We start from the raw sequence: 13,802 nt of genomic DNA, 5'->3' as shown, positions 1-13,802 counted from the left end.
ATCTTAATTTCCGTAAACATAATTGGGCAGCCACAGGGCCAGTTGCGGGAACACCATCACGAGGATCAGTGCACCAACCATCACCATCACGAACGGCCCGATGGACCGGTAGATGTCCTGAATGCTGATCTCTGGCGGGGCCATCGCCCGCATCAGGAACAGGTTGTAGCCAAACGGCGGCGTCATATAGGCTATCTGGCAGGTGATCGTGTACAAAATGCCGTACCAGATCAGATCAAAGCCCAATTCGCCTACCAGCGGCACGTAAAGCGGGGCGACGATGACCAGCATCGCCGTGTCATCAAGGAACGTGCCCATCACGATGAAGGACAACTGCATCAAGATCAGGATCACCCAAGGGTTCAGGCCAAGCCGTTCTGTGAACAGGCTCTCGATTGCTTTAACAGCGCCCAGCCCGTCAAACACCGCGCCGAACGCCAATGCCGCAAGGATGATCCACATGAACATGCAGGTGATGCCCAACGTATTGCGCACCGACTTCTCGAACACCTCGCGGGTCATGCGCCCCTTGAGCACCGCCGCCAAGAACGCGGCAATCGCACCAATCGCAGAGCTTTCCACCAAAGATGTCCACCCGTTCACAAACGGCACCATCATCACCGCAAAAATGACCAACGGCAGCAATCCGGCCAACAGCAGACGGTATTTCTCAGCCTGCGGAATGTCGCGCTCTGCGGCAGGTAAGGCAGGCCCGAGTTCAGGGTTCTTCCAACAACGTACCACGATATAGATGATGAAAAGTGCCGCCATCATCAGGCCCGGCACCACACCCGCCAGCCACAATTGCCCCACCGGTTGGCGCGCAATCATTGCGTACAACACCAGAACCACAGACGGCGGCACGAGAATACCCAATGACGATCCGGCCTGAATAACACCCGTCACCATGCGTTTGTCGTAGCCACGTTTCAGCAGTTCAGGCAGCGCAATCGTCGCCCCAATCGCCATGCCAGCCACGCTAAGCCCGTTCATCGCGGAAATCAGCACCATCAGGCCAATCGTGCCAATCGCAAGCCCGCCACGTAGGCCGCCCATCCAGACATGGAACATCTTATAAAGATCATCGGCGATCTTGGATTCGCTCAACACGTAACCCATGAAGATGAACATCGGCAGCGTCAGCAGCGGATACCACTTCATCAGTTTCATCGCGGCAGCAAACCCGATGTCGTAGCCGCCCTTGTCGCCCCACAGCAGCAAAGCCGCGACCACAGCGACAAACCCAATAGCGCCAAACACCCGCTGACCGGTAAGCAACATCAGCATCATCGTCGAAAACATAAGGGTCGCGATCATCTCGTAAGGCATCAGATGTCGGCCCCTTTAAGACGCAGGATATCTTTGAAAAATTCGGAAATGCATTGCAGCAGCATCAGCACAAAGCCCACGATCATCACCACTTTGATCGGCCACATGTAGGGGCGCCAGGCAGAGGACGACCGTTCCAGCGTGCCGATCTCTTCGGTGCCGATCACGACGCCTGCAAGGAACGAAAACGGCGTGTCTTTCCAGTAGCCAAGCGAATAGGCCGTGGAACTCACCGCGCCATAGATCAGCACACATAGGTAAAAGATCAAAAACAGGACTGTGATCGCATCGAACCACGCTTTGCGCTTCATCGACCAATCGCCATACAGCAGGTCCATCCGCACGTTCGAGCCAAGCTGCAAGGAATACGGCCCACCAAGGATATAATACCCCACCATCACAAACTGGGCCAACTCAAGCGTCCAAAGCGTTGGCAGAAAGAATGTTTTGCTGATCGACGACCACAGCAGAATCCCCATGAGCACAAAAATCCCGTACATCGCGACACGGCCGATCCGGTAGTTCACAGCGTCGACGCCGCGAATGTATCCGCGCATCAACCCTTGCATGCGGCGGCCTCCACAGCGTCGATGGCTTTGCTGAGCCAGCGTGTCAGCGTCGCAGCCATCGCGGATTGTGATTGTGCATCTGCAATCAGATCGTTGCGCACCTCGATCATGACATTCAGATGGCCGTGCTTGATGGCGTGTTCTTTCAGCGTGTGCGTGACCCCGTCTTCGGGACCGTAAGGCGCGTTCCGGCGCACATCAAACGTGTCGGCAGCATCCAAAATCGCATCTGCCAAGCGGCTGTCACTGTCATGCAGCACCCCGATTTCGACGTCCCGCGCCTGTCCGTTGTAGACGGGGGTGAAGCTGTGAATAGTCACGATAACCGGACCCGTCCGCTGTGCAATCTCATGCGCAAGCGTGTCTTTGAACGGCGTGTAAAACTGCGCCACACGGGCGTCTTTTTCCGACTGCGTCAGGCCAACATTGCCGGGCACATCAAACGCTTCGCTTCGGATTGGCATCGCGTCTGCGGCCTCCGGCGGGCGATTACAATCGTAGACAAGGCGCGACACCTTCGAGGCAACAAGCACCGCATCAAGGTTTTGCGCCATCGCCTTTGCCACAGCCATAGCACCGGGATCCCACGCGACGTGGCTTCGCTTTGCGGCAGGGGCAATCCCGAGGTCGTTGAACGCTTCGGGAATAAACGGGCTGGCATGTTCGCAGACTAGAACCACGGCAGAGCTTCCCGTGTCGCGTACGACCTCAACACAACCTGAATCGTCTGTCCGTAAATTCATCGCAACCCCCAGTGATAAAGTGCTTGCCATACCCCCGCGATGTCAACACAATTGTGAAATATTTATCACACATCAGTTTGCGCTGTTATTTTTGTGAACAAAATGGGGGCAACGATGACCGAGGCTGCACAAACAATATCCGATCGCATCCACGAAATGCTTGATCAGCTCACGCGCGCAGAGCGGCAATTGGCCCTGTCCGTCCTCGAAAATTATCCGGCATCTAGTCTCGGGCCGCTTACCGCATTGGCCAAGAACGCCGACGTGTCTGTGCCTACAGTCGCACGTATGGTGCAAAAACTCGGATACAAAGGCTATCCAGAATTCCAGTCGGGCTTACGCGACGAATTAAAGGCACGCGTACAAACCCCCATCGCCAAACACGACACGTGGGCAGAGGCGGCACCATCCGAGCATATCCTGAACAGGTTCACCGACGCTGTGATCGACAATATCCGTCTGACACTTGGTCAAATTGATCCCGATGCATTCGATCACGCCTGTGAACTGCTCGCAGACAAGGACCGACATCTTTATATCGTTGGGGGCCGCATTACCCACACTTTGGCTGAATATCTGTTTTTGCATATGCAGGTCATCAGGGCGAACCTGACGCATGTGCAATCCACCTCAAACACATGGCCGCACTATTTGCTGAACGCAAAGAAGGGCGATGTATTTGTGATCTTTGACGTACGCAGATACGAAAACAACACGTTGAAACTGGCCGAAATGGCGCATGAACGTGGCGCATTGATCATCTTGATGACCGACCAGTGGCTATCGCCCGTGCACCCGCTTGCCACGGTCTGTCTGAGCAACCGGATTATCGTGCCGTCCGCATGGGACAGCGCGACGACCACGATGCTGTTGATTGAGACGATGATTTCGTCTGTGCAAACCTTAAACTGGACCGAAACAAAGGCCCGCATCGAAGGGCTTGAGGATATGTTCGACCAGACAAAACTGTTCCGGAAATTCACCTAGCTCCGCGTCGAAGACCGCGACAATCGCACAACTGTCGCGGCCAACAATTCAAACGCTGAACCTATTCAGCCGCGTCCAGATAGTCGTCCATTGGCGAGCAAGTACAGGCAAGGTTGCGATCCCCCCAGACGTTGTCGACACGGTTGACCGGCGGCCAGTATTTGTCGATCCGGAACGCACCAGGCGGGAAACACCCCGCTTCGCGTGAATAAGGCCTGTCCCAGTCTGTGATCAGGTCTTCCATCGTGTGCGGCGCGTTCTTCAAAGGATTATTCTCCGGATCAGCATTGCCGTCCTCGATATCCTTGATCTCTGCGCGGATGGCGAGCATCGCATCGCAAAAACGGTCGAGTTCGGCCTTTGTCTCGGATTCGGTGGGTTCGATCATCAAGGTGCCCGCAACAGGCCAGCTCATTGTGGGGGCGTGGAAACCACAATCGATCAACCGCTTGGCGATGTCGTCCACTGTCACATGTGCGCTGTCCGCAAAAGGACGTGTGTCGATGATACATTCATGTGCGACGCGACCTGAAGGGCCCTTATATAGCACCTCGAATGCCCCCTCGAGCCGTTTGGCAATGTAGTTGGCGTTGAGGATCGCCACGCGCGTCGCTTGCGTCAGCCCGTCGCCGCCCATCATCAAACAATAGGCCCACGAAATCGGCAACAGCGACGGCGACCCGAAAGCCGCAGCAGATACTGCACCCTCGCCCGTTGTCGGATCGCCAGGCAGATGCGGGATCAGATGGGATTTAACTCCGATGGGCCCCATGCCCGGACCACCGCCGCCATGCGGAATGCAGAACGTTTTGTGCAGGTTCAGGTGGCTGACGTCCCCGCCCAGATCACCGGGGCGGGACAGACCCACCATCGCGTTCATGTTGGCCCCGTCAATGTAGACCTGACCGCCGTGGTCATGCACAATTTGGCATACCTCGATCACAGTTTCCTCGAACACGCCGTGGGTTGACGGATAGGTGATCATACAGCCCGCAAGGTTATCAGCATGTTGTTCGGCCTTCGCGCGGAAATCATCGACATCAATATCACCGTTGTCGGCGGATTTGATCGGCACAACTTTCCAACCAACCATTTGGGCGGACGCAGGGTTAGTGCCATGCGCGGACATCGGGATCAGGCAAATGTTACGGTGCCCCTGCCCGTTTGCTTGGTGATAACGGGCCATCGACAATAGTCCCGCATATTCGCCCTGTGCACCCGAATTGGGCTGCATCGAAATCGCGTCATAGCCTGTCACGTCACACAGCTTCGCCGACAGATCGTCGATCATTTCCATATAACCGGCCGCCTGATCGCGTGGGACATAAGGGTGCAGCAACGAAAATTCATCCCAAGACACCGGCATCATTTCAGCGGCGGAATTAAGCTTCATCGTGCAAGACCCCAACGGGATCATCGCACGGTCAAGTGCCAGATCACGATCCGCCAGCCGCCGCATATAGCGCATCATCTCGGTCTCGGCGCGGTTCATGTGGAACACCGGATGCGTCAGGTAATCAGACGTACGGATCAGCTTTTCAGGGACGTGGTAATGCGGCGTGTAATCCTTGTCCGCGCGGTCAATCCCGAAGGCGCGCCAGACGGCCTCAATCGTCGCGGGACGCGTGCGTTCATCCAACGTGATCCCCACCTGCGTTGTGCCAACAGCACGCAGGTTAATCCCTTCATCAACTGCCGATTTCATAACAGCCGCTTGCAGTGGTCCAACCTCAACGGTGATCGTGTCAAAGAACGTGGCTGGGCGCACATCAAATCCCGCTCCCTTGATCCCCTCTGCCAGTCGCGCCGTTTTGCGGTGAATACGCTGCGCAATCGCCTTAAGCCCCTCTGGCCCGTGGAACACCGCATAGAAGCCCGCCATCACGGCAAGCAACGCTTGGGCGGTACAGACATTCGACGTCGCCTTTTCGCGCCGGATATGTTGTTCGCGCGTTTGCAACGACAGCCGGTATGCGCGGTTGCCGTGACTGTCGATGGACACACCCACAAGCCGCCCGGGCATAGAGCGCGCGTAGTTCTGCTTGGTAGCCATATAGGCAGCGTGCGGGCCGCCATAGCCCACAGGCACACCAAAACGTTGCGTGCTACCTACGGCAATATCCGCCCCCATCGCACCCGGTTCCTTCAGCAACGTTAGCGACAACGGGTCAGCCGCGATGATACCAATCGCTTTTGAAGCATGCAGTTTGGCGATTTCAGGCGTGAAATCACGAATGTGTCCGTAGGTGCCCGGATATTGGAAAATCGCGCCAAAGACGGCGTCAGCGTCCATATCGTCAGGCTTTCCGATAGTGATCTCGATACCCAGCGGCGCCGCACGGGTTTTCATTACCGAAATGTTCTGCGGATGGCAGTTTTCGTCGATAAAAAAGCCCTCCACCTTTGTTTTCGCGATACGCTGCGCCATTGTCATCGCTTCAGCGCAGGCCGTGGCTTCGTCCAGCAAGGATGCGTTCGCAATTTCCAGACCGGTCAAATCGGACACCATTGTCTGGAAATTCAAAAGAGCCTCAAGACGTCCCTGCGAAATCTCAGGCTGGTAAGGCGTGTAAGCCGTGTACCATGCCGGATTTTCAAAGATGTTGCGCTGAATAGCGGGTGGCGTCACCGTGCCGTGATACCCCTGCCCGATCAGTGACGTCAGCACCTTATTCTTGGACGCCGTGATCTTCATGTGATGCAGCAATTCGCGCTCTGACATCGGTTTCCCGAATTCAAGCGGCGCATCCTGACGGATCTTGGCTGGCAACGTGTCGTCGATCAGCGCTTCCAGATCCTTCGCCCCGAGGACATCCAGCATGTCGGCCATTTCCGAAGGCGTTGGCCCAATGTGGCGGCGGTTGGCAAAATCATATGGCAAGTAGTCGGTCGGGGTGAAGGTCATGTCAGGCTCCGTAGGTTAGGCGATCAAGGCGTTGTACGCAGCTTCATCCATGTATTCGTCCATCTGGGACGCATCAGACGGTTTGATTTTGAAAAACCAGCCCGCGCCGATTGCATCCTCGTTCGCAAGGGCGGGATTGTCCGCAAGCGCACTGTTCACTTCGACGATTTCACCATCAATCGGAGCCATAATATCGGACGCGGCTTTGACGCTTTCGATCACGACAATTTCTTCGTCTTTGGTCACGGTTGTCCCGACATCAGGCAGTTCAACAAAGACAATATCACCCAGTTGGGTCGTGGCGTGTTCGGTGATGCCAACGACAACAATATCGCCTTCAGGGCGCAGCCATTCGTGTTCTTCAGTGAATTTCATGTATCTTCTCCGGTTCGTTTAGCGTTTGAAATTTGCAGGTGTGAAAGGAAGTGCGGCGACCGTCAGTGGCAATCTTTTGCCGCGCAGTTCGCCATAGACGGTTGTTCCTAGGTCAGCCTGTGCGACCGGCAGGTAGCCCATCGCCACAGGTCCACTGACAGTCGGACCAAAACCACCGGATGTGATCGCCCCAATCGGCGTCTCGTCCTCAATATGTGCAAACAGCGGCACGCCCTCGCGCATCGGTGCGCGTCCTTCGGGCAGCAACCCCACCCGTTTGCGGTCCGCCCCGTCAGCCAGCTGGGCCAAGATGACGTCAGCGCCTGGAAACCCACCAGCGCGATCACCGCCACTGCGACGCACCTTTTGGATGGCCCAGTTCAGTGCCGCTTCAGTCGGGGTCGTGTCCGTATTTATATCGTGCCCGTAAAGGCAAAGCCCGCCTTCCAATCGTAGACTATCTCGCGCACCAAGCCCAATCGGAGCCACGTCGTCATGCGCTAGTAGCGTTTGCGCCAATGTCGCGGCCTGTGCGGCGGGAACTGAAATCTCGTACCCGTCTTCACCGGTATAACCCGACCGCGACACCCAACAATCCCCACCTGCCAGCGACGCCGTGATCACATCCATGAAACGCATATCCGCGACCTTTGGATCAAGGGCTGCCAACACTGTTTCAGCGGCAGGCCCCTGCAATGCAATTAACGCACGATCCGTAACTTCGGTGACGCTGACATCGTCTAGCTTGGACTTGAGGTAAGCAATATCATCCCGTTTGCAGCCTGCATTCACGACCATGAAGATTTGATCACCCCGATTGGCAAGCATCAGGTCATCCATAATCCCGCCCGTGTCATTCGTTAGAAATCCGTAACGTTGACGATCCGGGGCTAACCCAAGAACATCGACAGGTATCAACGTCTCTAAGGCCGTCGCGGCGGCAGCATAATCCGCCCCCTTAATGATCACCTGCCCCATATGACTGACGTCAAACAATCCAGCTTTGGTGCGGGTGTGCAGATGTTCTTGCATGACGCCCATCGGGTATTGAACAGGCATCGCATAGCCCGCAAACGGCACCATCTTGGCGCCAAGCGTTTCGTGAAACTGATGTAGCGGGGTTTGCAATAGATCAGACATCGTAAGCCTCTTATCAATAACGGCCATCTCGATATGCTGATATCGCACGGCACCACTCTGGCACGAAAGCACTGCTTTCGCCTGTGATGCCCCCTCTGTCCGTGTGCCTGAGATTGCTATCCCTTCGGCGGGCACATTGCGTGCCACTCTCCAGAGTATTCGTCTCAACGTCGGTCCGTTTGCCTGAGAGTTTCCGGGGCGGTTGCTCCTTCGGCACCAACTTTGCTGGTTCTCCCGACGTCAAGTGCGGGCACTTTCACGTTTTCCGTGACAACAGGCAAGAGGTTATTTTGGTGATTTTGAGCCGAGGTGGTAAGTCTCGTTTTCACGAACGACAGACTGACACACCAAACACGAAATCGAATTGGGAAATGAACGGCCAACCCGCAGCACCAAACTTTTATTGCATAAGATTGCCCCCGTGGCTATCGCATGCCAAGCCAGATGAAAGCTTTCAGGAAATGCTATTCCGTTTTCACTATTTTCATAGACATTGGCGCTGAAGACATCACTTTCCCGACTCGGGATACCCCCAATGGCACCCCCAAACTGGGGGTATCGCATCAAACGCCGCTGGACGGCATCGGACAAACGATATCGACAAAACCTTTGTATGTAAGGCCTAACCGGATGTCATTGGATAAAACTGGATGATGAAATGGTGCCCCCACACGGACTCGAACCGCGGACCTACTGATTACAAATCAGTTGCTCTACCAGCTGAGCTATAGGGGCACTGCGGCTGCTTTTAGAAAAGGATTCTCACCTCCGCAACCCCTCTTTTTGCGCTTTCGCAAGAAAAATGACTGCAAGCAATCCGACGCAGGTAATCATCAGTGCTGCGGGTGCGGCTTCACTGATATTTTCGAGCGATGCCTTCGCATGGACGCGGGTCGCCAAAGTGTCGTAACTAAAGGGTCTTAAAAGCAAAGTAGCCGGTAATTCCTTCACCGCGTCCACGAAAACCAACAGCAAAGCTGACCCGACAGAGGCCCGCATCAAGGGCAAATAAATACGTTTCAAAACGCCGCCTGATGACTGTCCAAGCGACCGTGCAGCCATCGGAAGGCTTGGTGACACCCGACCGAACGCTGCGTCAGCTGTCCCCTGCGCGATCGCGAAGAATCGCACAACGTAAGCAATGACCAAAACGCCGGCTGTTCCCGTCACCAACAGCCCCGGATCTCGCCCCGTCAACGCCAGCACCGCGTCCGCGAAACGGTTATCCAGTGCCGCCAGTGGCACCAAGATGCCCAACCCCAGCACAGCCCCCGGTGCCGCGTAGCCAATCGCCGTCACTGGCATCAGCAACCGTGGCAGTTTTCGCCGCGACAGACGGACCCCGTACACCATGAACAGACCGCCCAAGACTGTCAGGATCGCGGCCAAGCCTGCGACGGTGACAGTATGCAGCAACGCCTTGCGCAATCCCGGCGCTACCCATTGTCCCGCATCCAACGCATGAGACGTCAAAACGGACACAGGCAACACGAAACCGATCAAGATCGGCAACAGACACACCGAAAACGCGAACGCCCCCTGCCCGCCTGAAAGCTGTGTTAACGACACTGGCCTCTGACCACGGGCCGAGGCGAAGAATTTGCTACGGCGGCGGCTTAGCTTTTCAAGCGTCACAAGAAAAACGATCATCCCCAGCACACAGGTCGCCAGTTGCGCCGCTCCGCCAAGGTTCCCGCCCTGCAGCCAAACCGTAAAAATCCCAGTCGTCAGGGTTTGCACGGCAAAATAATCCACAGTGCCGAAATCATTGACGGTCTCCATCATGACAACAGCTACGCCAGCGGCAATCGCCGGGCGCGCAAGCGGCAGGCCTACGCGGAAAAACCGCCCCAAAGGACCAACGCCCAGGGCGCGGGCAACTTCAAACCCTGCCCCCGATTGTTCGCGGAATGCGGCGCGCGCCAGCAAGTAGACATAAGGATAGAGCGATGCTGACAAAACAATGACCGCGGACGATCGCGTGCGGATCGCAGGAAAGGCGTAGTCCGCCGCGTTTTCCCACCCCATCAAGTCACGCAACGCAGATTGGACGGGCCCCGCGTACTCCAAGAAATCGACCAAGGCGTAGGCACCAACATAGGCCGGAACGGCCAAGGGCATCAGCAACGCCCATTGCAACCACGACCGACCCGGAAAGCGGTACATCGCCACGACCCACGCGGTGATTGTACCGACCACGGCAGTCAACGCACCAACGCTAAGCATCAAGATGACTGTATTGCGCAGATATCGCGGGAATGTCGTCGATATCAGATGCGGCCAGATGTTATCGGTCGGCGTCAAAGCAAACCAGACAACGGCTGCAATCGGCAAAACAACCAAGACGGCGATGATAAGGGCACCCATCGACCAGCGATCGATCCCACGACGATTTGCCTTCAGCGGCAATAACTGACGGATTTGCTCAGACATAAAAAGCCGATAGCTGAAAGCAGTTTAACTGTCCAGAAATTGGACTATGATAAACGGACGCAATACCAAAGGCCCGGATCACATGGAAATCGTATATCACATCGGTGCAAACTGCACGGACGAGGATCGTCTGCTTAAATCGTTGCTACGCAACGTCGATGTCCTGTCCCAAGATGGGGTCAAGGTGCCGGGTCCAAGCAAATACAGACGGCTTATCCGCGAAACAATCCAAGGGTTGGATGGGGCGACGCCCGCGCCAGAAACGCGGTCCATCATGCTCGATGCGATCCTTGATGATGAACCGACAGAGCGGCTAGTTCTGTCAAATTCGAACTTTATCTGCATCCCCAATCGGGTGTTCGATAAGGGCGTGTTCTATGCTTTGGTGGAACCGAAGGTGCGCGGATTGCTTCAGCTGTTTCCGGGGGATGATATTGAACTGTGCATCGCCCTGCGCAATCCGGCGACATTCATTCCGGAAAACTTTTCGAAATCGAAGTTTGACGACCTCGGGACCTTCATGCGGGGGATGCAGCCGATCGACGTCCGGTGGTCAGATGTGATCAAACGCATCCAATACGTCGCGCCGCGTTGTAGGCTATCGGTTTGGTGCAACGAAGATACGCCGCTGATCTGGGGCCGCTTGATGCGCGAAATTGCAGGCGTTCCAGATAGCGTACCATTGATCGGAACTTACGATCTGCTGGCGACGATTATGGAAAAAGAAGGCATGCAGCGGATGAAGGGGTATCTGAAAAACAATCCGCCCCCCACGCCGCAGCATGAGCTCAAGATCATTCTCGCGTTTTTGGACAAATATGCGCTGGATGACGCGCTAGACGAAGATATCGACCTGCCGGAATTTACCCACGCATTGGTTGACCAATTGTCTGACCAATATGATGCGGACGTCGATTTCATTCGGTCCATGCAGGGCGTGAACTTCATCACGCCCTAACAAATGACGGATTACATGCCCAATGCGGCCATGTACATTTCCATGACGGCTTCTTCTTCGGCCAGATCGTTTGCGTCCCGTTTGCGGATCGCGATTAGCTTGCGGATCACCTTGGTGTCGTACCCACGGCCCTTTGCTTCGGCCATGATTTCTTTTTGGCCGTCAGCGATGTCTTTCTTTTCGGCCTCAAGGCGTTCGTAACGTTCAATGAACTGGCGCAACTCTTGGCCGGCAACGGTGCTGGCGGTATCGGAAATAACGTCGCTCATGATGGTCTCCTCTGGGCGTCACAAATAAGGCGTATCGCCCTTCCCTAGCGACCCGCGCCCGGCATCGCAACCCTTGCAAGCGCAGGCCGCGAGCGTTAGGGCTGCCCCGGTCAAACAAAGGGGAATACGATGGAATGGTTGGTATGGATCGGCGCTGCGATCTCGATGATTGGGCTGGTCGGAATCGTCTATAGCATCGTCGCCGTAAACGCGGCCCGCAAAGCGGGCTTGGACGATGACGCGCTGCGGCTCAAACTCACCAGCATCCTGCCGATCAATATAGGGTCCCTGCTGTTTTCGATCTTAGGCCTAATGATGGTCGTCATGGGCGTGTTGCTGGGGTAACGCACGATTGGACCCTCTTGCGACTAGACCTTCGCAGTCAGGCCTTCTAAAAGACGCGCATGGATATTCGTCAGATCACACCGACCTACGCTGTCAGCCCGCAAATCGCGCCTGACGATTGTGCAGCCATCGCGGACGCCGGATTTAAGGCAATCATTTGCAACCGGCCCGACATGGAAATCACACCAGATTGTCAGGCAGCAGCCATTGAGTCCGCGGCAAAGGCCGCAGGTCTCGGGTTCACAGTTCTACCGCTGACCCATCAAACCATGAACGCAGAAAATGTGGCTGCACATCGCGCTGCGATTGATGCGGCCGGCGGGCCTGTTCTGGCTTATTGCGCGTCCGGCACACGGTCGTCCATTGCTTGGTCACTGGGCCAAGCGGGTGATATGGCCAGCGACGACATTATCGAAGCCACTGGTAAAGCAGGCTACGATCTACGCGGATTGCACCCGCAGCTGGAAATGATCGCGGCGCAAAAGTCCTGATTTAGTCGTCAGTCGGGGTTTCTAACCCTTCGTCTTCCCAACTCAAATTCGCGGGCGCGACAGGGTCTGCTTCCAGATCCTCGTCATCCCAAGATAACGGTGCAGCGGCGACCGCTATGCTGTCTGCTTCCGGCATATCCATCGGGGCAGCCATCGGCATATCTAGCCCCCCATCATCGTCATTCGTTGTGCTATCAATATCCATCTTGTTGGCCGCGCCATCGATATCAAATGCGGCACCCGTCTCTGGGAGGCCCGCCAAGCTTGGCATTTCGCTTTTGCCTAACTGGTCCATATCGGACAGCGCGACCTGTGGCGGGACTTCGATCCGAACGGCCCGCATCCCCGCAGATTGACCTAATCTGGCCGTCGCTACCTTGCGGCCATCGCGCGCCAGGATCTTAACCGATGACACGGTGCATCCCGTTAGCGGCAGGACCTGACCGACAACCAAATTTTCGGCCTGATGAAGTGGCAATTTGAAACGATGCAGTTCCGCATCCAATCGGGCGGGTGACCCGTCGACAACCTTTCGGAAACGTTCATCCCAATCGCCCGTGACCTCAGGTGTCAGGACCTTTCCCACGGTTTCTGCGCGGCAGGGCAAAGCCAACGCAAGTTCCGCCGTGCGGTCACCAACACCTAGATCGAGCGACAAACGGATCAGCCGGTATTTCCCGTCATCAAGGATCAACCCCGCCGCCCGCGTCGAATTGATCTTGTCGCCCGCATCGAAACCCAATCCCCACCCGTCAAGCGGTGTGCGTTCAGCCGTATCCTGCAGATGAAGAAGAAACGCCTCGATCAGCGGCTGCGCCATCTGCGCATCGGTTCCGGTCGGCGGTCGATCTTCGGGGACATCCGGCAAAACCATCCCCACTGTCTGCACCTCCAGAAGGGCGGTTCGCATATTCAGATCGAGGGCGGCCAGACCGGTCACCGCGCCGCCCGCGGTCATGCCGATCAACATAAGTTCCGGTTCTAACGCTGCAAGCAGTTGATCTAGCGACAAGACTTCTTCGCGCAGGGAACTGACACTGACCACAAAGTCGTGTGTTTTGTCCGCCGCCCGCGTAATCGCCAACCGGATCGCGCGCGACGACGTAATAGGCACATCTTCTGGTGCCGGGGGTGGCGGCGACGCCATACGGCGCAGAACATCATGTGCAACCTGTCTTGTCATAAACCCCAAACCAGACTCGTCGAATCGTCCGCCCGCAGAATGCGAGCCAACGTCATATCATTAAAAATACACCGA

The 13,802-nt window shown here is 56.0% G+C and carries 13 protein-coding genes, 1 tRNA gene and 1 riboswitch; of the genes, 4 read left to right on the top strand and 10 right to left on the bottom strand.

Translation table 11 applies throughout. From position 1 onward, the window contains the following. Nucleotides 1-3: 3 nt before the first annotated feature. Genes MWU61_RS03110 through MWU61_RS03100 form a run of 3 tightly spaced genes read right to left on the bottom strand, consistent with a single transcriptional unit; the run spans nt 4 to nt 2,641 of the window. Nucleotides 4-1,329, bottom strand: a complete 1,326-nt coding sequence (locus tag MWU61_RS03110) for a TRAP transporter large permease subunit (RefSeq protein ID WP_247126735.1) — start codon at nt 1,327-1,329, stop codon at nt 4-6. Next, nucleotides 1,329-1,898: a TRAP transporter small permease subunit gene (locus MWU61_RS03105; protein WP_247126733.1), complete on the bottom strand. Its 570-nt coding sequence runs from the start codon at nt 1,896-1,898 to the stop codon at nt 1,329-1,331. The genes MWU61_RS03110 and MWU61_RS03105 overlap by 1 nt, the downstream gene beginning before the upstream one ends. Next, entirely contained in the window at nt 1,886-2,641 is a 756-nt protein-coding gene (locus MWU61_RS03100; protein ID WP_247126731.1) for an N-formylglutamate amidohydrolase, read from the bottom strand. Before MWU61_RS03100 ends, MWU61_RS03105 begins: the two co-directional genes overlap by 13 nt. Before the next feature lie 114 nt (nt 2,642-2,755). On the opposite strand from MWU61_RS03100, the gene MWU61_RS03095 reads away from it, so the two are divergent. Continuing rightward, nucleotides 2,756-3,628 carry a MurR/RpiR family transcriptional regulator gene (locus MWU61_RS03095; protein ID WP_247126729.1) on the top strand — a complete coding sequence of 291 codons (873 nt, stop codon included), beginning with the start codon at nt 2,756-2,758 and terminating at the stop codon, nt 3,626-3,628. Between the two features lie 61 nt (nt 3,629-3,689). On the opposite strand, the gene gcvP is transcribed toward MWU61_RS03095, so the two are convergent. The 5 genes from gcvP to MWU61_RS03070 all read right to left on the bottom strand — a co-directional run bounded on the left by gcvP (nt 3,690) and on the right by MWU61_RS03070 (nt 10,481). After that, nucleotides 3,690-6,533 (bottom strand): aminomethyl-transferring glycine dehydrogenase, encoded by a 2,844-nt coding sequence (gene gcvP, locus MWU61_RS03090; RefSeq protein WP_247126727.1) that lies wholly within the window; start codon nt 6,531-6,533, stop codon nt 3,690-3,692. Between the two features lie 15 nt (nt 6,534-6,548). After that, nucleotides 6,549-6,908: a glycine cleavage system protein GcvH gene (gcvH, locus tag MWU61_RS03085; RefSeq protein WP_247126725.1), complete on the bottom strand. Its 360-nt coding sequence runs from the start codon at nt 6,906-6,908 to the stop codon at nt 6,549-6,551. Between the two features lie 18 nt (nt 6,909-6,926). Then, the gene (gene gcvT, locus MWU61_RS03080; protein WP_247126723.1) at nt 6,927-8,048 is read right to left on the bottom strand and encodes a glycine cleavage system aminomethyltransferase GcvT; all 1,122 of its coding nucleotides are present in this window, start codon (nt 8,046-8,048) and stop codon (nt 6,927-6,929) included. 161 nt (nt 8,049-8,209) lie between these two features. Continuing rightward, a riboswitch (glycine riboswitch) is annotated at nt 8,210-8,295 on the bottom strand. A gap of 412 nt (nt 8,296-8,707) precedes the next feature. Further along, nucleotides 8,708-8,783 (bottom strand) — tRNA-Thr (locus tag MWU61_RS03075). Between the two features lie 27 nt (nt 8,784-8,810). Beyond that, nucleotides 8,811-10,481, bottom strand: coding sequence for an iron ABC transporter permease (locus tag MWU61_RS03070; RefSeq protein WP_247126721.1), 1,671 nt, complete (start codon nt 10,479-10,481; stop codon nt 8,811-8,813). Nucleotides 10,482-10,563: 82 nt separating this feature from the next. Here MWU61_RS03070 and MWU61_RS03065 point away from each other — a divergent pair, with 82 nt between their 5' ends. Further along, entirely contained in the window at nt 10,564-11,439 is an 876-nt protein-coding gene (locus MWU61_RS03065) for a hypothetical protein (protein ID WP_247126719.1), read from the top strand. An 11-nt stretch (nt 11,440-11,450) separates the two neighbouring features. Here the strand turns inward: MWU61_RS03065 and MWU61_RS03060 are convergent, their stop codons facing one another. Beyond that, nucleotides 11,451-11,708 (bottom strand): DUF2312 domain-containing protein, encoded by a 258-nt coding sequence (locus MWU61_RS03060; protein ID WP_183529531.1) that lies wholly within the window; start codon nt 11,706-11,708, stop codon nt 11,451-11,453. Nucleotides 11,709-11,837: 129 nt separating this feature from the next. On the opposite strand from MWU61_RS03060, the gene MWU61_RS03055 reads away from it, so the two are divergent. After that, on the top strand, nt 11,838-12,053 hold the full coding sequence (locus MWU61_RS03055) for a hypothetical protein (RefSeq protein WP_247126717.1): 216 nt from the start codon (nt 11,838-11,840) through the stop codon (nt 12,051-12,053). Nucleotides 12,054-12,112: 59 nt separating this feature from the next. Further along, complete coding sequence (locus MWU61_RS03050) at nt 12,113-12,544, top strand: TIGR01244 family sulfur transferase (protein ID WP_247126715.1); 432 nt, start codon at nt 12,113-12,115, stop codon at nt 12,542-12,544. A 1-nt stretch (nt 12,545) separates the two neighbouring features. On the opposite strand, the gene MWU61_RS03045 is transcribed toward MWU61_RS03050, so the two are convergent. Next, entirely contained in the window at nt 12,546-13,727 is a 1,182-nt protein-coding gene (locus MWU61_RS03045; RefSeq protein WP_247126713.1) for a FliM/FliN family flagellar motor C-terminal domain-containing protein, read from the bottom strand. Nucleotides 13,728-13,802 lie beyond the last annotated feature (75 nt).

The organism is Loktanella sp. F6476L (genome assembly GCF_023015725.1).
GTDB lineage: Bacteria > Pseudomonadota > Alphaproteobacteria > Rhodobacterales > Rhodobacteraceae > Yoonia.
This window is presented reverse-complemented; position numbering and strand designations above follow the sequence as displayed.

What these genes read in the sequence shown, in the direction of transcription:
- MWU61_RS03045 (WP_247126713.1), bottom strand. Translation starts at nt 13,727, where the DNA reads ATGACAAGACAGGTTGCACATGATGTTCTGCGCCGTATGGCGTCGCCG.
- MWU61_RS03100 (WP_247126731.1), bottom strand. Translation starts at nt 2,641, where the DNA reads ATGAATTTACGGACAGACGATTCAGGTTGTGTTGAGGTCGTACGCGAC.
- MWU61_RS03095 (WP_247126729.1), top strand. Translation starts at nt 2,756, where the DNA reads ATGACCGAGGCTGCACAAACAATATCCGATCGCATCCACGAAATGCTT.
- gcvT (WP_247126723.1), bottom strand. Translation starts at nt 8,048, where the DNA reads ATGTCTGATCTATTGCAAACCCCGCTACATCAGTTTCACGAAACGCTT.
- MWU61_RS03065 (WP_247126719.1), top strand. Translation starts at nt 10,564, where the DNA reads ATGGAAATCGTATATCACATCGGTGCAAACTGCACGGACGAGGATCGT.
- gcvP (WP_247126727.1), bottom strand. Translation starts at nt 6,533, where the DNA reads ATGACCTTCACCCCGACCGACTACTTGCCATATGATTTTGCCAACCGC.
- MWU61_RS03050 (WP_247126715.1), top strand. Translation starts at nt 12,113, where the DNA reads ATGGATATTCGTCAGATCACACCGACCTACGCTGTCAGCCCGCAAATC.
- MWU61_RS03105 (WP_247126733.1), bottom strand. Translation starts at nt 1,898, where the DNA reads ATGCAAGGGTTGATGCGCGGATACATTCGCGGCGTCGACGCTGTGAAC.
- gcvH (WP_247126725.1), bottom strand. Translation starts at nt 6,908, where the DNA reads ATGAAATTCACTGAAGAACACGAATGGCTGCGCCCTGAAGGCGATATT.
- MWU61_RS03055 (WP_247126717.1), top strand. Translation starts at nt 11,838, where the DNA reads ATGGAATGGTTGGTATGGATCGGCGCTGCGATCTCGATGATTGGGCTG.
- MWU61_RS03060 (WP_183529531.1), bottom strand. Translation starts at nt 11,708, where the DNA reads ATGAGCGACGTTATTTCCGATACCGCCAGCACCGTTGCCGGCCAAGAG.
- MWU61_RS03070 (WP_247126721.1), bottom strand. Translation starts at nt 10,481, where the DNA reads ATGTCTGAGCAAATCCGTCAGTTATTGCCGCTGAAGGCAAATCGTCGT.
- MWU61_RS03110 (WP_247126735.1), bottom strand. Translation starts at nt 1,329, where the DNA reads ATGCCTTACGAGATGATCGCGACCCTTATGTTTTCGACGATGATGCTG.